The sequence below is a fragment of the Achromobacter pestifer genome, assembly GCF_013267355.1.
GTDB lineage: Bacteria > Pseudomonadota > Gammaproteobacteria > Burkholderiales > Burkholderiaceae_B > Achromobacter > Achromobacter pestifer_A.
Genome location: NZ_CP053985.1, coordinates 443603 through 466964, shown reverse-complemented (window position 1 = coordinate 466964; position 23362 = coordinate 443603). Strand labels below are relative to the sequence as shown.

The 23362-nt window shown below is 66.8% G+C and carries 17 protein-coding genes; 12 read left to right on the top strand and 5 right to left on the bottom strand.

Annotated elements, in window-relative coordinates; genetic code table 11:
• Positions 1-92 precede the first annotated feature (92 nt).
• On the top strand, positions 93-4019 hold the full coding sequence (hrpA, locus tag FOC84_RS02525) for an ATP-dependent RNA helicase HrpA (protein WP_173143042.1): 3927 nt from the start codon (positions 93-95) through the stop codon (positions 4017-4019).
• A gap of 426 nt (positions 4020-4445) precedes the next feature.
• On the opposite strand, the gene lpxO is transcribed toward hrpA, so the two are convergent.
• Positions 4446-5345, bottom strand: coding sequence for a lipid A hydroxylase LpxO (lpxO, locus tag FOC84_RS02520; protein ID WP_054451172.1), 900 nt, complete (start codon positions 5343-5345; stop codon positions 4446-4448).
• Between the two features lie 140 nt (positions 5346-5485).
• Between lpxO and dnaE the strand changes: the two genes are divergently transcribed.
• Genes dnaE through FOC84_RS02485 form a run of 7 tightly spaced genes read left to right on the top strand, consistent with a single transcriptional unit; the run spans position 5486 to position 14650 of the window.
• Positions 5486-8980, top strand: coding sequence for a DNA polymerase III subunit alpha (dnaE, locus tag FOC84_RS02515; protein WP_173143041.1), 3495 nt, complete (start codon positions 5486-5488; stop codon positions 8978-8980).
• Positions 8977-10077, top strand: a complete 1101-nt coding sequence (locus FOC84_RS02510; protein WP_173143040.1) for a glycosyltransferase family 4 protein — start codon at positions 8977-8979, stop codon at positions 10075-10077. Before dnaE ends, FOC84_RS02510 begins: the two co-directional genes overlap by 4 nt.
• Positions 10074-10922 (top strand): polysaccharide deacetylase family protein, encoded by an 849-nt coding sequence (locus FOC84_RS02505; RefSeq protein ID WP_173143039.1) that lies wholly within the window; start codon positions 10074-10076, stop codon positions 10920-10922. The genes FOC84_RS02510 and FOC84_RS02505 overlap by 4 nt, the downstream gene beginning before the upstream one ends.
• A complete protein-coding gene (locus tag FOC84_RS02500; protein ID WP_173143038.1) occupies positions 10919-11671 on the top strand; it encodes a glycosyltransferase family 2 protein in 753 nt (250 codons plus the stop codon). The genes FOC84_RS02505 and FOC84_RS02500 overlap by 4 nt, the downstream gene beginning before the upstream one ends.
• Positions 11668-12777 (top strand): glycosyltransferase family 4 protein, encoded by a 1110-nt coding sequence (locus tag FOC84_RS02495; protein WP_173143037.1) that lies wholly within the window; start codon positions 11668-11670, stop codon positions 12775-12777. The genes FOC84_RS02500 and FOC84_RS02495 overlap by 4 nt, the downstream gene beginning before the upstream one ends.
• A 24-nt stretch (positions 12778-12801) precedes the next feature.
• Complete coding sequence (locus tag FOC84_RS02490) at positions 12802-13527, top strand: polysaccharide deacetylase family protein (protein ID WP_173143036.1); 726 nt, start codon at positions 12802-12804, stop codon at positions 13525-13527.
• Positions 13502-14650 carry a glycosyltransferase family 4 protein gene (locus FOC84_RS02485; RefSeq protein ID WP_173143035.1) on the top strand — a complete coding sequence of 383 codons (1149 nt, stop codon included), beginning with the start codon at positions 13502-13504 and terminating at the stop codon, positions 14648-14650. Before FOC84_RS02490 ends, FOC84_RS02485 begins: the two co-directional genes overlap by 26 nt.
• Before the next feature lie 30 nt (positions 14651-14680).
• On the opposite strand, the gene FOC84_RS02480 is transcribed toward FOC84_RS02485, so the two are convergent.
• Genes FOC84_RS02480 through FOC84_RS02470 form a run of 3 tightly spaced genes read right to left on the bottom strand, consistent with a single transcriptional unit; the run spans position 14681 to position 16714 of the window.
• A complete protein-coding gene (locus FOC84_RS02480; RefSeq protein WP_173143034.1) occupies positions 14681-14971 on the bottom strand; it encodes a YkgJ family cysteine cluster protein in 291 nt (96 codons plus the stop codon).
• Positions 14962-15726 (bottom strand): YdcF family protein, encoded by a 765-nt coding sequence (locus tag FOC84_RS02475; protein ID WP_173143033.1) that lies wholly within the window; start codon positions 15724-15726, stop codon positions 14962-14964. The genes FOC84_RS02480 and FOC84_RS02475 overlap by 10 nt, the downstream gene beginning before the upstream one ends.
• A gap of 16 nt (positions 15727-15742) precedes the next feature.
• Positions 15743-16714 (bottom strand): glycosyltransferase family 9 protein, encoded by a 972-nt coding sequence (locus tag FOC84_RS02470; RefSeq protein ID WP_173143032.1) that lies wholly within the window; start codon positions 16712-16714, stop codon positions 15743-15745.
• A 107-nt stretch (positions 16715-16821) separates the two neighbouring features.
• Here FOC84_RS02470 and msbA point away from each other — a divergent pair, with 107 nt between their 5' ends.
• From msbA to FOC84_RS02450, 4 genes are all read left to right on the top strand, one after another.
• Positions 16822-18597 carry a lipid A export permease/ATP-binding protein MsbA gene (msbA, locus tag FOC84_RS02465; protein ID WP_173143031.1) on the top strand — a complete coding sequence of 592 codons (1776 nt, stop codon included), beginning with the start codon at positions 16822-16824 and terminating at the stop codon, positions 18595-18597.
• A gap of 169 nt (positions 18598-18766) precedes the next feature.
• Complete coding sequence (locus tag FOC84_RS02460; protein WP_173143030.1) at positions 18767-20572, top strand: monovalent cation:proton antiporter-2 (CPA2) family protein; 1806 nt, start codon at positions 18767-18769, stop codon at positions 20570-20572.
• Between the two features lie 122 nt (positions 20573-20694).
• Positions 20695-20925: a hypothetical protein gene (locus FOC84_RS02455; RefSeq protein WP_173143029.1), complete on the top strand. Its 231-nt coding sequence runs from the start codon at positions 20695-20697 to the stop codon at positions 20923-20925.
• A gap of 142 nt (positions 20926-21067) precedes the next feature.
• Entirely contained in the window at positions 21068-22540 is a 1473-nt protein-coding gene (locus FOC84_RS02450) for a GGDEF domain-containing protein (RefSeq protein ID WP_173143028.1), read from the top strand.
• Between the two features lie 68 nt (positions 22541-22608).
• Here the strand turns inward: FOC84_RS02450 and FOC84_RS02445 are convergent, their stop codons facing one another.
• Complete coding sequence (locus tag FOC84_RS02445) at positions 22609-23310, bottom strand: DUF3053 domain-containing protein (RefSeq protein WP_173143027.1); 702 nt, start codon at positions 23308-23310, stop codon at positions 22609-22611.
• Positions 23311-23362 lie beyond the last annotated feature (52 nt).

Below are 23362 nucleotides of genomic sequence, written 5' to 3'. Positions count from 1 at the left end.
CAATTTGGTGTCGGATTTTCCGTTTTGCCCCCGGCGGGCCGGCAGGAGGTCCGCGGAAATTTATAATGCCGGGCTAACCGGACAAATCGTACATGCCTGAATCCTCCAGCCCGCGTGCGCCCAAGAGCGCTGACGCGGCGGCCCCGGCGGCGGTCAACGCGCGCAACGCGCCCCGCGCGCCGCGTCCCGAGCGGCCCATTCCCGTGGTGACCTACCCCGAAGACCTGCCTGTCAGCGCGCGGCGCCAGGAGATCGCGCGCGCCATCGCCAATCACCAGGTGGTGATCGTCAGCGGGGAAACCGGCTCGGGCAAGACCACCCAGCTGCCCAAGATCTGCCTGGAACTGGGCCGCGGCCGCCAGAAGATGATCGGCCACACCCAGCCGCGCCGCCTGGCCGCGACCTCGGTGGCCAAGCGCATCGCCGAAGAGCTGAACACGCCCATAGGCGAGGTGGTCGGCTATCAGGTGCGTTTCAACGACCGCACCGGCCCCAACGCGTCCATCAAGCTGATGACGGACGGCATTCTGCTGGCCGAATCGCAGCGCGATCCGCTGCTGCGCCGCTATGACACCATCATCATCGACGAGGCGCATGAGCGCAGCCTGAACATCGATTTTCTGCTGGGCTACCTGAAGCAGCTGCTGCCGCGCCGCCCGGACCTGAAGATCATCATCACTTCGGCGACCATCGATGCCGAGCGCTTCGCGCGGCACTTCGCGGCGTCCGAGGACAAGCTGGCGCCCGTCATCGAGGTGTCCGGCCGTCTGTATCCCGTCGAGGTCCGCTACCGCCCTGTGCGCGAGGAACTGGCGCAAGACGAGGCCGCGCCGGCCAAGCCGGGCCGCGACCGCGAACGCATGTCGGGCGACGAAGAACGCGACCTGATCGACGCCATCGTGGATGCCGTGGACGAATGCGCGCGCCACGGCCCGGGCGACGTGCTGGTGTTCCTGCCCGGCGAACGCGAGATCCGCGAGTCCGCGGAAGCGCTGCGCAAGCGGCATCCGGCCGGCACCGAAGTCTTGCCGTTGTACGCGCGCCTGTCGCAGGCCGAGCAGGAGCAGATATTCCATCCGCGCACCAACGCGCGGCGCATCGTGCTGGCCACCAACGTGGCCGAAACCTCGCTGACCGTGCCCGGCATCCGCTTCGTGGTCGACAGCGGGCTGGCGCGCATCAAGCGCTATTCCTGGCGCAACAAGGTCGAGCAGCTGCGCATCGAGCCGATCAGCCGCGCCTCGGCCAACCAGCGCGCCGGCCGTTGCGGCCGAGTCGGCCCGGGCGTCTGCATCCGGCTCTACGACGAGCTGGATTTCAACAACCGGGCGCCGTTCACGGATCCGGAAGTGCTGCGCTCGTCGCTGGCCTCGGTCATCCTGCGCATGAAGTCGCTGAAGTTGGACGACATCGAGCAGTTCCCCTTCGTCGAGGCGCCTCCGGGCCGCGCGGTGGCCGACGGCTATCACCTGCTGCAGGAGCTGGGCGCGATCGAGCTGGCGTCCGCCGCGGACGACGATGCCGAGGCGGCCCGCACGGGCTCGTCCTTCGCGTTGACCCAGACCGGCCACGAACTGGCCAAGCTGCCGGTCGACCCGCGCATCGGCCGCATGATCCTGGCGGCGCGCGAACACCAGTGCCTGGCCGAAATGCTGATCATCGCCTCGGCCCTGTCGGTGCAGGACGCGCGCGACCGTCCCATGCAGGAACGAGAGGCGGCGGAGGCGGCGCACGCCAAGTTTGCCGATGACAAGTCCGAGTTCATTTCCTTCCTGAAGCTGTGGCGCTGGTACGGCGAACAGGTGCAGCACAAGGCCTCGCAGCGCAAGCTGGTGGCCTTGCTGCGCCAGAATTTCCTGTCGCCGATCCGGCTGCGCGAATGGCACGACGTGCACACCCAATTGGCCGCATTGGTGGGCGAGCAGGGTTGGCGCCTGAACCAGACCGAGGCCACCTACGAGCAGCTGCACATGGCGCTGCTGTCGGGCCTGTTGGGCAATATCGGCTTCAAGAGCGACGAGGGCGGCCACTATCAGGGCGCGCGCGAGATCCGCTTCCATATCCACCCCGGTTCGCGGCTGGTGAAGAAGGCGGGGCGCTGGATCGTCGCGGCCGAACTGGTCGAGACGACCCGCCTGTATGCGCGCTGCGTGGCGCGGATCGACCCGGTGTGGCTGGAAAAAGTCGGCGCGCACCTGATCCGCAAGAACTGGTCCGACCCGCGCTGGGAAAAGAAGGCGGGGCAGGTGGTGGCCAATGAAAGGGCCACGCTCTATGGTCTGACCATCTACACCGGCCGCCGCATCCACTACGGCCGGGTCAATCCGACCCACGCGCGCGAGCTGTTCATCCGCCAGGCCCTGGTGCCCGGCGAAATCGACACGCGGCTGGCGTTCGTGGCGCACAACCGCAAGCTGATCGCGGGCATCGAAAAGCTGGAACACCAGACCCGCCGCCCGGACATCCTGGTCGACGACGAGCTGATCCACGCCTTCTACGACCGGCAGCTGCCGGTCGACATCTCGCAGACAGCCTCGCTGGAAAAGTGGGTGTCGGGGCTGGACAAGGCCGCTGCCGCCAAGCTCATGCTGACCCGTGACGAGCTGATGCGGCACGAGGCCGCGGGCGTCACGACCGATGTCTTCCCCAAGAAGGTGGAATGGCAGGGCGTGTCGATGGCGCTGGACTACCACTTCGAACCCGGTTCGCCGCGTGACGGCGTGACCCTGTCGGTGCCGCTGTTCGCGCTCAACCAGATCGATCCGGCGCGCTGCGAATGGCTGGTGCCCGGCATGCTCAAGGAAAAGGTGCATCTGCTGCTGAAGTCGCTGCCGCAGAAGCTGCGCCGCCATTGCGTGCCGCTGCCGGACTACGCGGCGGGCTTTTACGAGCGCTGGTTCGAGCGCCAGGCCGATCCTCAGCAGGGCCTGGTGGACGCGATCATCGCCGACATGTGGGACCAGGTGCAGGTCCGGCCGGCGGCGGGCGACTTCAAGCTGGAGACCTTGCCGGCCCACCTGTTCATGAATTTCCGGGTGGTGGACGAGCATGGGCGCATGCTGGCGGCGGGGCGCAACCTGGCGCAGCTGCGGGCCGAGTTCGGCAAGCAGGCGCAGGCCACGTTCCAGCAGCTGGCGGCCAGCGACACCCAGGTCGCCCAGGCGCTGGCGCACGAGAACCTGACTTCCTGGTCCTTCGGCCCCTTGCCGGAGATCATGGAGATCAAGCGGCGCGGGCAGTCGGTGATCGGCTATCCGGCGCTGGTGGACCGCGGCGCGCATTGCGACCTGGACGTGTTCGACGATCCGGACGAAGCTCGCAAGCATCATCGCGCGGGCCTGCTCAAACTGTTCCGGCTGGGCTTGCGCGAGCAGGTGAAGTTCCTGGAAAAGAACCTGGCGGACCTGACCAAGATCAGCATGCTCTACATGACGCTGGGTACGCAGGAAGAGCTGCGCGACCAGATCATCGATTGCGCGCTGGGGCAGGCTTGCCTGGCCGATCCCTGGCCGGTGAACGAGCAGCAGTTCGAGGCTCGGCGGGCCGAGGGCAAGGGCCGGTTGGGCCTTCTGGCGCAGGAAGTGGCGCGGCTGGCGGGGGCGGTGCTGACGGAATGGGCGGCGGTGCAGCGCAAGCTGCCGCAGGCCAAGCCGCATGCGTCGGCCTATGCGGACCTGCAGGCGCAGTTGGGGGCGCTGATGCCCAAGTGGTTCATCCGCGATACGCCGTATGCGCAGCTTGCGCATTTTCCGCGGTATCTGAAGGCGGTTCTGGCGCGCATCGACAAGCTGCGGGCGGATCCGGGCAGGGATGCCAAGCTGGTGGCGGAAATGGCGCCGTTGCTGACCCAGTATCAGCGGGCGCGGTCGGCGTTGAAGGGGGCGCCGGATCCGCGGCTGGATGAATTCCGGTGGCTGCTGGAGGAACTGCGGGTGGCGTTGTTTGCACAGGAGCTGCGGACGCCTATGCCGGTTTCTGTCAAACGGTTGATGAAGAGCTGGGAGTCGCTTAAGCGTTGATTGCTTTTGTGGGTTCTTTTATTTCTTTTGTGGTTTTGTCGCGGGCGGTGGTTGTTTCGTAGGCCGCCCGTCGGCGCGGGCGGCGTGGCGGCTCGCGCCCACGATTGCGGTCCGGAGCGTTCGCTCCGGACTGCCCCTTCGTCATCGTCGTCACCGCCTGCGGCGGTTCCTTCCGATTCCCTCGGGCGCATCGAGGTTGCGAGCCGCCACGCCGCCCGCGCCGACGGGCTACGAGCGTCTTGGGGCGTCGCGATGCTGAAGCCGTGGGTGGGGGAGAGGTTTGCGGGGCTCGCCATTTTCGGCCGCCCGGGCGGCCGAAAATGGCATACGCGGTGTCTTGCGTCGTGGCGGTGGGCGCTGCGCGAAGTGGCGCAGGCGCTGCAAGGGAGCGGGGGGTAGACGCCCGGATGTCCGGGCGCCTTCGCCTTACAAGGCCAGGAAGCCCACGACCACCAGGGCGATCAGGCCGTACTTGGTGGCCTTGTAGACATTGCGGTTCCAGGCCTTGAAGGCCTTGCGCTTCTGGTCGATGACCCAGTGCGCGTGGGTCAGCTTGTTGATGGCGCCGGTCTGGTCGCCGCCGTCGTTGGGCGAGCTGGCGGCGGACATGACGACGCGGCCGAACCAGCGGTTGAAGGCTTCGGCCCAGCGCCACTTCAGCGGACGCTCCACGTCGCAGAACAGGATGATGCGGTTCTGGTCGGTGTGGTTGTAGGCTTCGTGCACGTAGGTTTCGTCGAACACCACGCTTTCGCCGTCGCGCCAGCTGTAGTGTTCGCCGTCGACGATGATGTGGCAGCCGTCGTCGTTCGGGGTGACCAGGCCCAGGTGATAGCGCAAGGACCCGGCGAACGGGTCGCGGTGCGGGTTCAGCTGGCCGCCGGGCGGCAGTTCGGCGAACATCGCGGCCTTGACCTTGGGCAGGGTCTTCAGGATGGCGACGGTCTTGGGGCAGAGCTCCTCGGCCGACGGGTGGCGGGCGTCGTACCACTTCAGGTAGAAGCGCTTCCAGCCGTACTTGAAGAAGGAATTGAAGCCGATGTCGTTATGGGTGTCGGCAGCCTTGATGCGGCGAAGTTCCGCCATCTGCTGGGCTTCTTCGCGGATTGTTTCCCAGTTGTCGTCCAGTACCTTGAGTTCGGCGATTTCGCTCGTGGTCAGGTAGGGCGTGGTCGGGACCCGCGAGGTCAGCACCATGAAGGCGTTGACGGGGGCGAGCAGCACGGAATGGTCCAGCAGTTGCCGGCCCAGCGGCAGCTTGACGCGGCCGCGGAAGTGCGCGAACAGGATGGCGCTGAGCCAGATCCCGGGAATTAGCCATTTCATAGGTGAATCTCGTGCGTAAATCTCGTGTCAACAATGAAGGATGACGGGCAACGTGTATTGTTACACAGGCGCCCGCTTGGTCCATTGCGCAAGCGCAGGGGCCTCGGCTTGGACCGCGTTGACTAGGTACAATTCCCTTTATGTCCGAAGAAGCCGTAACAACCCCGTCCCCATTTGTTCACCTGCGCGTACACTCCGAATTCTCGGTCGTGGACGGCCTTGTGCGCATCCCCGACCTCATCAAGCGCGTGGCCAAGCTGGGCCAGCCCGCAGTCGCCTTGACGGATCTGTCGAACCTGTTCGGCCTGATCAAGTTCTACAAGGGCGCGCGCGGCGCCGGCATCAAGCCCATTGCCGGCTGCGATGTCTGGCTGTCCAACGACGACGATCCCGGCAAGCCTTTCCGCCTGCTGCTGCTGGTGCGCAACCACCAGGGCTATCTCAACCTCTGCGAATTGCTGTCCAAGGCCTTCCTGACGAACCAGGGCAAGGGCCGCGCGGAGATCCGCCGCGAATGGCTGCAGGGGCAGGAAGGCTTGATCGCCCTGTCGGGCGGACGCGGCGGCGACGTGGGCCAGGCGCTGGACGCCGGCAACGCCGTGTCCGCGCTGGCGCTGGCGCGCCAATGGGCGCACCTGTTCCCGGGCGGCTACTACATCGAATTGCAGCGCGCCGGCATGGACGGCGACGAAGCCTACACCCAGGCCGCCATGCGTCTGGCGAGCGAGGCCGGCCTGCCGGTGGTGGCGACGCACCCGGTGCAGTTCCTGGACGAGTTCGAGTTCCAGGCGCACGAGGCCCGCGTCTGCATCGCCGAAGGTGAAATCCTGGCCAACCCGCGCCGCGTGCGCCGGTTCAGCAAGGAGCAATACCTGCTCAGCTCCGAGGAAATGGCGCGGCGCTTTGCCGACGTGCCCTCGGCGCTGGCCAACACGGTGGAAATCGCCAAGCGCTGCAACCTCAGCCTGGTGCTGGGCAAGCCGTGCCTGCCCAACTTCCCCACGCCGGACGGCGTGAGCCTGGACGGCTACCTGGTCCAGCTGTCGGAAGAGGGCCTGGAAAAGCGCATGGAATTCCTGTTCCCGGACGAGGCCGAACGCGCCTCCAAGCGCGAGCAGTACTACGACCGCCTGCGCTGGGAATGCAAGACCATCATCCAGATGGGCTTCCCTGGCTACTTCTTGATCGTGCAAGACTTCATCAACTGGGGCAAGAACAACGGCGTGCCGGTGGGGCCGGGCCGGGGTTCGGGCGCGGGCTCGCTGGTGGCCTATGCCCTGGGCATTACCGACCTGGATCCGATCCGCTACGACTTGCTGTTCGAGCGCTTCCTGAATCCCGAGCGGGTCTCCATGCCCGACTTCGATATCGACTTCTGCCAGGACAACCGCGAACGGGTCATCGACTACGTCAAGGAAAAATACGGCCGCGCCGCCGTGAGCCAGATTGCCACCTTCGGCACGCTCGGCGCCAAGGCCGTGGTGCGCGACGCGGGCCGGGTGCTGGACATGCCCTACATGTTCTGCGACGGCCTGTCCAAGCTGATCCCGTTCAACCCGATGGATCCCTGGACTCTCGAACGCACGCTGAAGGACGAGCCCGCCTTCAAGGACCGCTACGAGCAGGAAGAGGAAGTGCGCGCGCTGGTGGATCTGGCCAAGCCGCTGGAAGGGTTGACCCGCAACATCGGCATGCACGCCGGCGGCGTGCTGATCGCGCCGGGTAAGCTGACGGACTTCTGCCCGCTGTATTGCCAGCCCGGCCAGGAAAACAGCGCGGTCTCGCAGTTCGACAAGGACGACGTCGAGGCCGCCGGCCTGGTGAAGTTCGACTTCCTGGGCCTGCGCAACCTGACCATCCTGGACTGGGCGGTGCGCTACGTGCGCCAGTTCAACGAGGACAAGCGCGACTTCGACGTCATGGCCCTGGCGCTGGACGATGCGGCCGCCTACAAGATCCTGTGCGACGCCAACACCACCGCGGTGTTCCAGCTGGAATCGCGCGGCATGAAGGAGCTGCTGAAGAAGCTGCGGCCCAATACCTTCGAAGACATCATCGCCATGCTGGCCCTGTATCGACCGGGGCCGCTGGAATCGGGCATGGTGGACGACTTCGTCAACCGCAAGCACGGCCGCGCCGCGGTGGATTATTTCCACAACGATCTGGAAAGCACCCTCAAGAGCACCTACGGGGTCATCGTCTACCAAGAACAGGTGATGCTGATCTCGCAGATCATCGGCGGCTATTCGCTGGGCGGCGCCGACCTGCTGCGCCGCGCCATGGGCAAGAAAAAGCCCGAGGAAATGGCCAAGCACCGGGAACTGTTCGAGCAAGGCGCCAAGGAAAAGGGCCACGACCCGGACCTGGCGGTCAAGCTGTTCGACCTGATGGAAAAGTTTGCGGGCTACGGCTTCAACAAGTCGCACTCGGCCGCGTACGCGCTGATTTCGTACCAGACGGCCTGGCTCAAGGCCTACCATCCGACCGAATTCCTGGCCGCGACCATGTCCTCCGACATGGACGACACGGACAAGGTCCAGATCTTCTGCCGCGATGCCCAGGACAACGGCGTCGAGGTGTTGCCGCCGGACGTCAACTTCTCGGGCTACCGCTTCGAGCCGGTCGCCGACAAGCACACCAAGAACGGCAAGCCGCCGCGCACCATGCGCTATGGCCTGGGCGCGGTCAAGGGCACGGGGCAGGGCGCGGTCGAGGATATCCTGCGCGCGCGCAAGGAAGCCGGTCCCTTCCTGAACCTGTTCGACTTCTGCCGCCGCGTCAGCAAGCAGGCGGTCAACCGCCGCACCATCGAAGCCCTGATCAAGGCCGGCGCCTTCGACACCATCGAACCCAACCGGGCGGCGATGCTGGCTTCGGTGCCCACCGCCATGGAAGCCGCCGAGCAGGCGGCCCGCAGCGCCAACCAGGCTTCGCTCTTCGGCGACGATAGCGGCGACGTGGTGGCCGGCGAACTGGCCAAGGTCGCGCCCTGGGACCTGCACAAGAAGCTGACCGAGGAAAAATCCGCGCTGGGCTATTACTACAGCGGCCACCTGTTCGACGCGTGGCGCGACGAAGTGCGCCGCATCGTGCCGATGCAGCTGGTGCGGGTCGAACCGCAGCGCGACCTGCAATGGATGTGCGGCGTGCTCGCCAGCGTGCGCGTCATGATGACCCGGCGCGGCAAGATGGTCTTCGCCGTGCTGGACGACGGCACCGCGCAGGTCGAGATCTCGGTCTTCAACGAGCTCTACGAAAAGCACCGTAACCGCTTGCGCGAGGACCAGCTCGTCATCGTCCAGGGCAAGGTCAGCAATGACGACTACTCGGGCGGCATGCGCATCGTGGCCGAACAGATCTACGACCTGCAGCTGGCGCGCGAAGCCCGCGCCAAGTCCCTGCGCGTCAAGCTCAACGGCAGCGCCGACGCCGCCCGCCTGCGGCAGATGCTGAATCCGTTCCGGGCCGAGCCCGAGAACGGCATTCCCGGCGTGCCGGTCGACATCGTCTATACCAAGAACAATTTCCTGTGCACGGTCCGCCTGGGCGAGGAGTGGCGCGTCCGCATGGCCGACACGCTGCTCGCCAACCTGAACGACTGGACCAAGCCGGATGGCGTGGAGGTCACCTATTGATGCCTATGCGTATCGTTCACTCGGAAGCCGCAACCAGCTTTGGCGGCCAGGAAGGCAGGATCTTCAAGGAGATGACCGCCATGCGCGCGCGCGGCCATCACATGGAAGTGATCTGCCAGCCCAAGGCGCTCCTGGCTGAACGCCTGTCGGACGCCGGCTTCACCGTGCACACCCTGGAAATGGATGGCGCGGTGAATTACCTGAAAGGCATCGCCACCATCCGCGGCATTCTGCGGGAAGGGCGCTTCGACGTGCTCAATACCCACAGCCGGCGCGATACGGTCATCGCGGCTGCTGCCGGCCGGCTGGCGGGGACGCCGCTCATCGTGCGGACCCGCCATCTGTCCAACAAGGTGGGATCGCTGTGGTCCTACACCTGTCTGCCGCACAGGGTCACGACGGTCAGTGACCATGTGCGCCAACACCTCATCGACCGCGGCGTCCCTGCCGGCAAGGTGGCCACCGTCTATTCGCCCATCGTGCTGCCTCCGCCCGTGGAACGCTCCACGCTGCGCGAGGAACTCGGCCTGGCCGACGACGACATCGTGGTCGGCTGCGTGGCCGTCATGCGCGCCACCAAGGGCCACAAGGACCTGATCGACGCGATCGCGCCGCTGATGGCCAGCCGGCCCAAGCTGCACCTGGTGTTCGTCGGCGGCGGTTCGCCGGTGTTCGAGCAGACCCAGGCCTATGTGGCCGAACTGGGGCTGCAGGACCGCATCCATCTGATGGGCATGCGGCGCGACGTGCCCAATCTGCTGGCGGGTTTCGATCTGTTCGCGCTGGCGACGCAACAGGAAGCGTCCGGCACGGTCTATGTCGAGGCGCAGGCCAGCGGCCTGCCCGTGGTCGGCACGGACGTGGGCGGCGTGTCCGAGATGTTCCGCGACGGCGAGACCGGCATCCTGGTGCCGCCCAAGGATCCCGAGGCGCTCACCGCCGCGCTGGTGCGCCTGATCGACGACGCCGATCTGCGGCGGCGCATGGGCGAAGCCGGCCGCAAGATGGTCTGGGATGAGGGCGTGTTCTCGCCCGCCCGCCTGGCGGAAACCACCGAGGCCGTCTATGCCAAATGGCTGGCGGAGCGCGCGGGATGAATGCGCCCAATGTCCCGGTGCTGATGTATCACCACGTCACGCCGGCCGGCGGCATGATCGCCGCGACGCCCGAGGTGTTCGAGGCGCAGATCTCGCGCCTGGCCCGCGCCGGCTACCAGTCCTTGTCCGCCGATCAGTTCGCGGCCTACCTGGCCGGCGGCGCCGCGCCCGAGCGCTCGGTGCTGATCACCTTCGACGACGGCTACCTGAACAACTGGGTGCATGCGCATCCGGTGTTGGCGCGCCATGGCATGCGCGCCGTGCTGTTCACCATCACCGGCTGGATCGGCGACGGGCCGGTCCGCCCGCATGCAGGCCAGGGCGGCTCCTTGCCCGCCACGCCCGACCATGACGCCTGCAAGCAACTGGTGGCGGCGGGCCGGACCGACGAGGCCATGCTGCGCTGGAGCGAGATCGAGGCCATGCAGGCGGCGGGCACCTTCGAATTCCATTCCCACACGCATACCCATACCCGCTGGGACAAGGTCTGCGGCGCCGACGTTGACGCCAAGCGCGGCCATATCGCCCAGGAACTGCAGGATTCACGCGAGACCTTGACGCGCCGCCTCGGGTCCGTCAGCGACCATCTCTGCTGGCCGCAAGGCTATTTCGACGCGGACTACGTGGCCGCGGCGCGGACTGCCGGATTCCGGCACTTGTACACTACCGACCCTTTCGGCCAGAACATCCCCGGCGCGGACCCCGAACACATTTATCGTTTCGCGGTGCGCAACCAGGGCGGCTCCTGGCTGAACCGGCGCATCTGGCTGTCGCGCGATCCCTTCTGGGGGCCCCGCTTTCATGCCTGGAAAGCCTGGAAAAAGCGTCTCAGGAATCGCGGATGAAGCTATCTGTCATCATCATCACCAAGAACGAGGTGGCGAACATCGCCGCCTGCATCAAGTCCGTGGCGTTCGCCGACGAGTTCATCGTGGTGGACTCGGGCAGCACCGACGGCACCGTGGAAGTCGCGCGCGCCATGGGGGCCCGGGTGGAAGTCACCCCGGACTGGCCTGGCTTCGGCCCGCAGAAGAACCGCGCGCTGGATCTGGCGACGGGCGACTGGGTGCTGTCCATCGACGCCGACGAGCGCGTCACGCCGGAACTGGCCCAGGAAATCCAGGAAGCGCTGCGCGCGCCGCGCGCCGACGCCTACGAGATCGCGCGCCTGTCGAATTTCTGCGGCCGCGACATCCGCCACAGCGGCTGGTGGCCCGATTACGTGCTGCGCCTGTTCAAGCGCGGCACGGCGCGGTTCAACGACGTGGCCGTGCATGAGCGCGTGGTGCCGGCCAACGGCAAGCCGCTGCAGATGCGCGGCTACTTCCACCACTATCCCTACGACAACCTGGATGCGCTGATCACCAAGGTCAACCGCTACTCGTCCGACGCCGCCGCCATGATGTACGCTCGGGGCCGGCGCACCTCGGTCTTTGGCGCGCTGGGGCATGGCTTCTGGACCTTTGTGCGGATCTACCTGATCCGGCGCGGCTTCCTGGATGGCAGGCACGGCCTGGTGCTGGCCGTCGTCGCCTCGGCCGGCAGCTTCTTCCGCTATTCGAAGCTGATGTTCCTGGCCGAGAAGAAGAAGTGAAGATCCTCTACACCAACTTCCACGCCGGCAATGGCGGGGGGCACGTCACCTACATCATCAATCTGGCCAAGGCGCTGTCCAAGGACCACCAGATCACGATCGCGGCGCCGGCCACCAGCCGCCTGTACCGCTACGCCAAGGCGATTCCGGGCGTGGCGGTGGAGGACATGCAATACACCACGCGGCCTTCGTCCTGGTTCAAGGACCGCTCGCAGCTGCGCCGGCTGATCAAGGCCGGCGGCTTCGACATCATCCACGCCAACGGCTCGGCCGACCACAAGCAGGTCATGCTGGCCACGCTGGGCATGCGCCGCCGCCCGCGCATCGTCTTCACCAAGCACAACGACCATCCGCTGACGAGCTTCGGCCACAAGCTGCGGGTGGCGCTGGCCACCGATCACGCCATCGCGGTCAGCGACTACGTCCATGGCCTGATGCAGCAGTCGCCCTACGGCAAGCGTCCCATCACCACCATCCGCCACGGCATCGATACCAATTTCTTCGCGCCGCCGCCGCCGGAAAGCCTGGACAAGCTGCGCGCCATCTTCTTCGGGCCCGACTGGCAGGGCAAACTGCTGCTGGGCAGCGCCGGCGGCACCGACTACGACAAGGGCTGGCTGGACCTGGTGGCGGCAGTCGCCGCCTTGCCGCCCGAGGACCGCGCGCGCGTGCTGCTGATGGTGGCGGGCGATCCGCCCAACGAGGCCAAGCTGGCCCGGGTGCGCGAACTGGGCATGATCGACCAGGTCCGCTTCCCCGGGCTGCTCGACGACGTGCGGGCGGCGCTGGCGTCCTGCCATGCCGGCTTCGTGCTGTCCTATCGCGAGGCCCTGTCGTTCGCCTGCCGCGAAATCATGGGGCTGGGGCTGCCCGCCCTGGTCAGCGACGCGGGCGGCCTGCCCGAGAACGTGAGCGACGGCGTCGACGGCTGGATCGTGCCCGCGCGCGACGTGCCGGCCATCACCGCCAAGCTGCGTTTCATGCTGGACCATCCCGACGCCGTGCGCGCCATGGGCGCCCAGGCCCGGGAAACCAGCCTGCGGGATTTCAACCTGGACCGTTTCGCCGCCGCCACACTGGACGTATACCGACGCACGCTGGGATAAGACCGGGCTTTATAATCCGTCCCTATGTCTATCCCCATACTCATGTACCACCAGATCGGCGAGCCCAACCCCAAGGGCACGCCGTTTCGCGGGCTGACGGTGCACCCCGACAGCTTTGCCCGGCAGATGCGCTGGATGCGCCGGCTGGGCTATCGCGGCCTGTCCATGCGCGACGTCATGCCCTATGTGCGTGGCGAACGCCAAGGCAAGGTATTCGGCCTCACGTTCGATGACGGCTACCGCAATGTGCATCACAACGCCATGCCGGTGTTGAGCGAACTGGGATTCACGGCCACCAATTACTTTGTGGCGCACCAGTTCGATGGCGGCAACGTATGGGACCTGGAGAAAGGCATTCCGTTTTCGGCGCTGATGACCGTGAACGAAATGCGGGAATGGGCCCGGGCCGGCAACGAAGTCGGCTCGCACACGCTGGATCACGTGCACTTGCCCCAGATGTCGCCCGACGAGGCCCGCCGCCAGATCGTCCAGTCCAAGGACGAGCTGGAGCAGGCGCTGGGCGCGCCCGTGACCGCCTTCTGCTATCCCTATGGCGACCACGGCCCGGAACACCGGGTCATGGCGCGCGAGGCCGGCTACGACAACGCCACGCTGACCCAGCGCGGCCTGGCGGCGGCTTCGGACGATCCCTACGGACTGCCGCGGGTCACCGTCTCGCGTTCCACCAACATCATCCGTTTCCTGCAGAAATGCCTGACCCGGTATGAAGACTCCCGCCGGCGCGGCTGAGCGGCGGCTGCGCATCGCGCTGCTGGTCGACCGCTTCGGCAATCGCTTTGGCGGCGCGGAAGCCTATGGCGTGGAACTGATGCGGGTGCTGGGCCAGCGCCATGACGTATCCATCGTGGCGCGCGACTTCGATAGCGACCTGCCGTTTCCTTTCCTGCCCGTGCGCTTTCCCGGCTGGCTGCCCAGCTGGATGCGCGTGCTGTGCTTCGCCTGGCGCGCCGATCGCCTGACGCGCGGCCGCTATGACATTGTGCATTCCCACATGAACGGCTGGGCGGGCGAAATCCAGGTCATGCACGTGACGCCGGTGCGCTACAACCGGCTGACCCGCGCCAAGCCGCTGCAGCGCCTGACGGCCTGGCTCAGCCCGCGCCTGGCCACCTATCTGCTGTTGGAAAAGCTGCGCGTGCGTCAGGCGCCGGCGCGGCGCGTGGTGGCGGTGTCGGGACTCATCATGGACCAGCTGCACCGCAGCTACGGTCCGCAGCTGCCGGTGGACATCATCGCGCCCGGGGTCAAGCTGCCGACCGCGGCGCAAATGGAAGGCCGCGAGGCCACGCGCGCCAGCCTGGGCTGGGACGCGGGCACCATCGGCTGTCTGCTGGTCGCCCGCAATCCCTTGCGCAAGGGATTGCCGGCGCTCTTGGACGCGCTGGCGCAACTGCCGCCTCGATACCGGCTGCTGGTCGTGGGCGCGGACGAGCCTACCCGCGAACGCGTGCGCGCGGCCGGCGCCGTCGCCAGCCGTGTCACCCTGATCGACCCCACGCCCGACGTCGCCCGCTACTTCAGCGCCGCCGACATCTATGCGCACCCGACGCTGAACGACAGCTACGGCATGGCGCCGCTGGAAGCCATGTCGCACGGACTGCCGGTGGTGGTGAGCTCGCCGGCTTATTGCGGCTTTGCCCAGTACCTGTCGGCGGGCAAGGATGCGCTCATCCTGCAGGATCCGCGCGACGGCGCCCAACTGGCGCAGGCGCTGGAGCGGCTGGGCTCGGAACCTGGCTTGCGGGCGGCCCTGGCCGAACGCGGTCTTGAGATCGCCCGTGAACAAAGCTGGGAAACGGTAGCGGCGCGCTACGAGGCGCTGTACGACCAGGTGCTGCAAGAACGCAGCTGAGGCGGGTCCAGGCGGTGTTGCGGCCCGGCTTCAATGGCCGGGCGTCGTCGCCTGTTCGAGTTCGCCCAGCCAGTGGATCGCGTGGTCGCGGCCGGTGCCGCACATCTCGGCCTGGGGCTGCAGCCCGCCGCAGAAATCGGGACGCGAGGGCTGGCCGAAAATCGCGCAACGCATGTCCGGCAGCAGCTGGATACAGGGTACGCCGGCGGGTTTGCCCCGCGGCATGCCGGGTATCGGCCTGGTGATCGACGGCGCGATGCAACAGGCGCCGCAGCCGGGCCGGCATTGCAGCGCGGCCACGGGCGTCGAGATCAAACCCATCCGCGCAGCCAATAGACGAACAGGCCGGCGTATTCCTTGATGATGGAGCGGCTCGCGTCGAACGTGCGCTGGTCCGGAAGCCACAATGTCAGCGATCCGTCAGCGGGCGCCACGATTTGCGGCGCCGCCGGGGCGGCGATGGCTTCCACCCCCTGTTTGGAAAAGGCCGCCATCGCGCGCGGCATGTGCAGCGCGGAAGTCACCAGCAGTATTTTGCCGATGCCGCGAGCCTTGAGCTGGTCTTCGGTCAGGGCGGCGTTCTCGTAGGTGGTACGACTGGAGTTTTCCAGGATCAGCGCCGTGTCCGGCACGCCTTGCTGGCGGATGGCATGCGCCATGCCGCGGGCTTCGCTGACGTCGCCTTCCAGCGCGCCGCCCGATAGCAGCACCTTGGGCGCGCGGCCCGCCAGATACAGCTGGGCTGCAGTGTCGACGCGCACCACCGCCGTGTCCTTGTCGTAGGGCAGGAACCAGTTGGCGCGGCCGTTGGCGGTATTGCCGCCAAGCACGACGATGGCATCGGCCGTGGGGGACTCCGCAGGCGCCAGGTGCGGGTAGCGGGATTCCAGCGCGCCGCCCAGCCACAGCGAGGTGGCGGGCAGCGACCAGGCCAGCGCCCACAGCAAGCCCGCGGCAATGATGGCGCCGCCGGTCTTGCGCAGCCGGAACAGGCCCAGCACCAGTCCGATGACGACCAGGGTCACGCACAAGTTGTAAGGAATGATCAGATTCGTGAGATAGCTGGACAAGGTCATTTCGAAACAATCCTGATTACTGCGTCTCGTCCAGCAGGAGGTTGGCCTGCTGCTCGACTTCCTCGACGGACGGCCATGCATGCTCCGAGCCTACGCACACGGCTTGCGGCGACCACGGGCCGGTACGTCCCGGGCGTGTCACGCCGAACAGGGTCAGTTCCCTGGCATTGGCAGCCGCCGCCACGTGCGAGACACCGGAATCGTTACAAATCACCAGCGCCGCCTTGGCGGTCAACGCCGCGAAAGCGCCCAGCGACAGCGGGGGCAGCAGCAGCGCCGTGGGCGCATTGCGCCGCGCTTCGTCGGTTTCGGCCGGAGGGGGGCACATTACCACGGTATGGCCGCGGGCCTGCAAGGCACGGGTAAGTGTATCGAATCCGGGCCAGACCTTGATCTTGCCCTTGTGCAGGCCCGTGGCCGTCGGTGCGATCAGGACGAAACGCTGGCCGGCCAGCCCGGCCGCTTCCAGCGCCAGGTCGGCGGCGCTTTGGTGGGCGGAGGTCAGCGGCAGGTCCAGGGTCGGGCCAGGCTCGGCGGGGCCGCAGGGCAGGCCCCAGCGGGTCAGGGCCTCGCGGGTCAGGTGATGCCAGGACTGCACCGCGTGCAGCGAGTCGCTGGGTTTGGAAAAGGGCCAGCGCAACAGGAAGCTGCGGCCGTCGTCGCGATAACCGGCCGAGGGCAGCCCCGCCAGCCGGAACACCAGCGCGCTGGACAGCGAGTCCGGCAGCAGCAGCCCGCGGGCGCGGCGGCCCTGGGGCCCCAGGCCGCGGCGATGGGCGCTGACCGCCGCCCGGTCCGGCCCGACCTTGCCGCGCATGGGGATGAAATCCTGCTTGGCCACGCCGTCGAGCAGGTCACGAGCCCAGGGCCGGGCGCAGATCACCAGGGGCAGGCCGCTGGCGTGCAAGGCGCGCAGGCTCGGCAGGCTCATGCAAACATCGCCCACCCAATTGGGTAACCGGACGTACAAGCAGCTGATATCGGACATGGAAGGGCGCTGGGCGCGTTGGGGCTGAAGGGGACATGGCCCGGACGGCGACTTGTCGCGCAGCCGGTACAATTCTCGCCACAATTGTATAAAAGCGAGTGATCCCTTTGAATTCTGCCGCACGCAACGCGCCCGCGGGTTCCCAACCCGTCAAAGCTGAACTCTGGAGTCGGATCTACAGCCGCGTGGGCTCCTACTGGAAGGGATTGCTGCTTGCCGTCCTGCTGATGGCTGGCGCGGCCGCCACGCAACCGGTGCTGGCGGTCATCATGAAGCCCCTGCTGGACGGCGGTTTTTCGGGCGCCAAGCCGTACTACGTCTGGGCCTTGCCGCTGGCGGTGGTCGGCCTGATCCTGCTGCGCGGCATCTGCAACTTCTTCAGCGACTACCTGTTGGCCTGGGTGGCCAACAACGTGCTGCTGGGCATGCGCCGCGACATGTTCGAGCGCCTCCTGGGCCTGCCCGACGCCGACTTCAAGCAGGGCGACACCGGGCGCTTGCTCAACCGCTTCACCATCGACGCCGGCAACGTCACGGGCTACGCCACCGACGTCATTACCGTGCTGGTGCGCGAAACGCTGGTCGTCATCGCCCTGATCTGCGTGCTGCTGTACATGTCCTGGGTGCTGACGCTGATCATCCTGATCATGCTGCCGGTGTCGGTGGTGATCTCGCGCTTCTTCATCAAGCGCCTGCGCCGCATCAACCGCGAAACCGTCAACATGAACGCCGAGCTGACCCGCGTGGTCGGCGAAGGCATCGACGGCCAGCGCGTCATCAAGCTGTTCGACGGCTACGAAGTCGAGCGCGGCCGCTTCGATTTCGTCAGCCGCCGCCTGCGCCGCTTCGCCATGCGTACGGCCACGGCCGACGCCGCCCTGACGCCGCTGACCCAGGTCTGCATTTCCATCTCGGTCGGCGCCGTCATCGCCGTGGCGCTCAGCCAGGCCAACCATGGCGCGCTGACCGTGGGCAGCTTCGCCTCCTTCATGGCGGCGCTGGCCCAGATCTTCGACCCGATCAAGCGCCTGACCAACGTCGCCGCCCGCATGCAGAAGATGCTGGTGTCGGCGGAAAGCGTATTCACGCTCATCGACCAGAAGCCCGAAAACGATACCGGCACCAAGGAACTGGCTGAGCCCGTGCGCGGCAAGGTGGAATTCCGCAACGTCAAGCACCGCTTCCCCGACGCGGACCGCGATACGGTCAACGATATTTCCTTCACCGTGGAGCCCGGCCAGACCGTGGCCCTGGTGGGGCGGTCGGGCAGCGGCAAGACCACCCTGGTCAACATGCTGCCGCGCTTCGTGCTGGCCGACAGCGGCTCCATCATGGTGGACGACACGCCGATCGACGAATTGACGCTGCGCAGCCTGCGCTCGCACCTGTCGCTGGTCAGCCAGGACGTGGTGCTGTTCGACGATACCATCGCGGCCAACGTCGGCTACGGCGCGCTCGGCAAGTCCAGCGAACAGAAGGTGCGCGACGCGCTGGCGGCGGCCAATCTGCTGGAATTCGTCGAAGGCCTGCCGCAGGGCCTGAACACCCCGGTGGGCGAAAACGCCGCCCGCCTGTCCGGCGGCCAGCGCCAGCGCCTGGCGATCGCCCGCGCGCTGATCAAGAACGCGCCCATCCTGATCCTGGACGAAGCCACGTCCGCGCTCGACAACGAATCCGAACGCCAGGTCCAGGCCTCGCTGGAGCGCCTGATGAAGGGCCGCACCACGCTGGTCATTGCCCACCGCCTGTCCACGGTGCAGAACGCCGACCGCATCATCGTGCTGGATGCGGGCAAGATCGTCGAACAGGGCCCCCACGCCGAGCTGCTGGCCCTCGACGGCCTGTACGCCTCGCTCTACAAGATGCAATTCCGCGACGATTGATCCGGCCCGCGCGGCCCGGCGCCTGTTTTTTCCTGTCGCATTTCCGGATTGCCAAGCGCCCGGATTGCCGGAAAATGGAGCCGGGCCTGCCGGCAGGCCCGGCCCCCGGCCGCTGCGGGCGGGGCGGCGCCGCAAGGCGCTTTGGTCCGCCGTGCATCAGGAGCGCCCCATGTCCCTGCCTGCCGAAGGCAATCAGCTAGTCAATGTCGTCGTCCTGCTGGGGGCTGCGGTCGTCGCGGTTCCACTGTTCAAGCGGCTGGGGCTGGGATCGGTCCTGGGATACCTGGCCGCCGGCCTGGTGATCGGCCCCTTCGGCCTGGGCTTGTTTTCCGATCCCAAATCCATCCTGCACGTGGCCGAACTGGGCGTGGTGATGTTCCTGTTCATCATCGGCCTGGAGATGCAGCCCTCCCGTTTGTGGAAACTGCGCGGCGAAATCTTCGGCCTGGGCGTCGCCCAGGTGCTGGCCTGCGGGGGATTGCTGACGGTGGTGGGCCTGCTGGCCGGACTGTCGGGCCCGGCGGCTTTCATGGCCGCGATGGGCTTCGTGCTGTCGTCCACCGCCATCGTCATGCAGATCCTGGCCGAGCGCGGCGACACTGCCAGCGCGCAGGGCCAGCGCATCGTTTCCATCCTGCTGCTGGAAGACCTGGCCATCGTGCCCCTGCTGGCGCTGGCAACCCTGCTGGCGCCGGCCGACAACGCCAGCCATGGCGATCCCTGGACGCAGTCGGCCATCGCGGTGGCCTGCATCCTGGCGCTGCTGGCCGCCGGCCGCTGGCTGCTCAACCCGCTGTTCCGCCTGCTGGCCGCCGCGCATGCGCGCGAGGTCATGACGGCGGCCGCCTTGCTGGTGGTGCTGGGGGCGGCGCTGCTGATGGAGCTGGGCGGGCTGTCCATGGCCATGGGCGCCTTCCTGGCGGGCGTGCTGCTGTCCGAGTCCACCTTTCGCCACCAGCTCGAGGCCGAAGTCGAGCCCTTCCGCGGCATACTCCTGGGCCTGTTCTTCCTGGGCGTGGGCATGTCGCTGGACCTGTCGGCGGTGGCGCGCGAATGGCCGCTGATCCTGGCCGCAGTGGTGGTATTCATGCTGGTGAAGTCAGTGGGCGTCTATGTGGTGGCGCGGGTGCTGCACGCGACCCACGCCGAGGCCATGACCCGCGCGGCCTTGCTGGCCCAGGGCGGCGAATTCGCCTTCGTGTTGTACGGCGCGGCGGCCGCTGCCGGCATCTTCGATGCGCATACCGGCGCCGTGCTGACCGCGGTCGTCATCATTTCCATGGCGCTCACGCCGCTGTGCGTGCTGGCGCTGCGCTGGCTCCTGCCCAAGCCCGCGCCTTCGATGGAGGGCGTGGACGTGGCCAAGGATCTGGAGGGCTGCGCGCTGATCGTGGGCTTCGGACGCTTCGGCCAGATCGTGACCCAGGCGATGCTGGCGCGCGGCCTGACGGTCTCCATCCTGGATACCGACACCGACGCCATCCGGGCGGCGGCCAAATGGGGCGTCAAGGTCTATTACGGCGATGGCACCCGCATCGACATGCTGCGCACCGCTGGCGCGGAGAATGCCTGCGTCATCCTGATCTGCATCGACGACGCCAAGGCGGTCAACCACATGGTCAAGATGATCAAGGCCGAATTCCCGCTGGTGCGGGTGGTGGTGCGGGCCTATGACCGCATTCACTCGCTGGCGCTGGCCAAGGAAGGGGTGGATTACCAGGTGCGCGAAACCCTGGAGTCGGCGCTGGCCTTCGGCGAGGCCGCGCTGCGCGTGATCGGCGTGCCGGCCGACGAAGCCGCCGAGGTGGTGCAGGACGTACGCAGGCGCGACACCGAGCGTTTCGACCTGGAGGTGGCGGGCGGGCTGTTCGCCGGCCGCTCGCTTCTTTACGGCAATATGACCAGCGCTCCGGACGGCCGCAACGACCAGCCCGACCGGGAAACCACGGGCGCCGCGGCCAGCCCGACCGCGTAACCGACTATTTCCATATCGTTGCATTACTTTTCGCATCATTTCACGCGCAGGCGCAGATGACTAAGGTAGATTTGTCCGCACTGACTCTTCATCCATGACGAGCATTTGCCAGGGGGACTGCCATGTTGCAATCGGATCGGATTTCCACGACACCGCACGCTGTGGGTGTAGAACTGGCCCGGCGACAGGCCTCGGCCTTGCGCTGCGGATTTTCGGCGGGTTCCATGCGCCAGCTGGTGTCGCACACGGGCGGGGCGGGTCCGGCGTGGTCCATCGCCGCGCACCGCGAAACCGATAAGGCCAGAGGCGCCAAGGCCTTTCCTTTCCGCATCGCGGCGGTCGCGGCGACCTGAGGAAGCTACCAGGCGGGCGGCGCGGGGGGATTTTTTGGGGCCGGATCTTGCGCGGCAGGTTCGGCGGCGGCATCATCAGCGGCAGAAATTTTGGCCGTAGTGATCCGCGTCTCCCCGACGTCCCCTGCGTAGGAGCGCCGTATTGAAGTCTCGCGGGTTTGTGCATCGCGCCCTGTATGCGTTGGCGGTGCTTGTCGCAATCGGCATCTGCGCGGCCGCGGTCGCGCTGCTCTGGATCGACCGCCGCGCCACCTGGGAAGCCGCCCACGCCTCGGCGCGCAACATCACTGGCGTGTTGTCCGCGGACATCAGCCGCACCCTGCATGTCTATGACCTTTCGCTGCAAGGCATGGCCGAACGCTTGCGCGAACCGGGCCTGGACAGGCTCGCGCCCGAAACCCAACACCGCTTCCTGTTCGACCGGCCGTCCACCGCCGAATACCTGGGCGCCGTCGTGGTGCTGGATAAGGACGGCAACATCCGTTACCACTCCGGGGCCCTGGATGCGCCGGACGAGAGTTTCGCCGACCGGGATTTCTTCCAGGTGCATCGCGATGCCGACGACGTCGGCATGTATGTCAGCAAGCCATACCGCAGTCGCCTGCGCGGCGGCGACGAGAGCATCGCCATCAGCCGGCGCCTGTCCAATCCGGACGGCAGCTTCGCCGGCGTGGTGGGCGGCTCGCTGCGCCTGGCGTATTTCCGCGACCGCTTTGCCGCGCTGTCGATCGGCGAGCGCGACGAAATATGCGTTTTCCGCAACGATGGCCTGGTGCTGCTGCGCGCCCCGTATTCCCTGAACGACCTGGGCAGCGACATTGGCATGGCGCTGGAGTTCCAGCAGTTCCTGATCCGCCGCGAAGGTTCGTTTGTCGGCGCGCTGTCTCCAGACGGCGTGAACCGCTATTACACCTTCGCCAGCATCGAGGACACGCCGCTCATCATCGACGTGGCCATGGACGTGGACGAGCTGCTTGAACCCTGGGACCGCCGTGCGCTCTTCATCATCCCGGTGACCACGGCGCTGCTGCTGTCGGTCGTGGCGCTGATCGTGCTGTTCAGGCGCGAGATGGCGTTGAGGAAGGCGGTGGAGACGCAGCTGGCGATACAGGCGCACACGGACGGACTCACCGGCCTGGCCAACCGGCGCGCCTTCGACGAGGCGCTGGAGCGCGAATGGCAGAATGCGCGCCGCGAACGCGTGCCGTTATCGCTGCTGTTCCTGGATGCGGACCATTTCAAACGCTACAACGACCGCTACGGCCATCAGCAGGGCGACCAGTTGCTCGCGGCGCTGGCGCGCACGCTTAAGAAAAAGGCCCGGCGTCCGCGCGATCTGGCGGCGCGCTATGGCGGCGAGGAGTTCGTCGTGCTGCTGCCCAATACCAGCCGCCAACGCGCCACGGAGATTGCCGAAAGCATCCGGCGGGCCGTTGCCGGCCTGAAGGTGCCGCATCAGGACGCGCCCGCCGGGATCGTCACCCTCAGCGTCGGGGTCGCGACCGCGGTGCCGCAGGCCGACGATACGGTAGCCAGCCTGGTGGAGGCGGCCGATGCGGCCGTCTACCAGGCCAAGGAGTCCGGCCGCAACCGCGTGGCGGTGGCCGGGACCTGATCCGGCGCCGCATGAAAAAGCCCCGCCGCGCTCATCGCGCGGCGGGGCTTTTTTCAACGCTGCGTGGTTTAGCGTCCGACCATGACGGCCTGCATGCGCGTCTGCGCCTGCTGTACGTTCTTGGCTTGCGCGTTCAGGTCTTGCAGCAGCGTGTTCAGCTCGGCTTGCACGGCGGGATCCTCGACCTTGACAATGGGGCCGGAAATATCGATCTGCGCGGCGTGCGCGGCAACGTAATCGGCGATCTTCAGGCTGCTGTCGAAGGTCGCGTTCAGTTGCGGCAGCACGTCGCGGAAGGTATCGGCCGGCAGGCTGACGGTCTTCTCGTAGGCCTTGTCGTACACCGCCTTCAGGTCTTCCGGCTGCTTGAGCTGGGCGCGCGCGGCGTCGGCCTTGGCTTGCTGTTCCTTGAGCGCCGCGCCCATTTCATTGAGCGAGGCTTGCACGGTCTTGAGGTCGTCGCGGCGGGTCACGATGTCGTTCAACGAACGCATGGAGCCCTTCTGCATGATGCCGGACAAGGGCTTCACCGAAGCATCCATGCCCGCGTTGAAGTCCGTGATCACCGCATACTGTGCCGCGTAATCGCCGAAGGACTTCTTCTCTTCGTCCGTCAATTGCGGGACGCGCACGCCGGGCTTGTCGACGATGCGGGTCTGCAGGAACTGCGTGAACGCGGCACGCTGTTCGGGTTCCTTGTTGCCGCAAGCGGCCAGCATCAGCGGCAGCGCCGCGGCCAATACCAGGAACGGACGGAATAGGGACTTCATCGCATTGAACTCCTAAAAGCGAAAGTAAGAAATTTTCAGGGTATACCCTGAA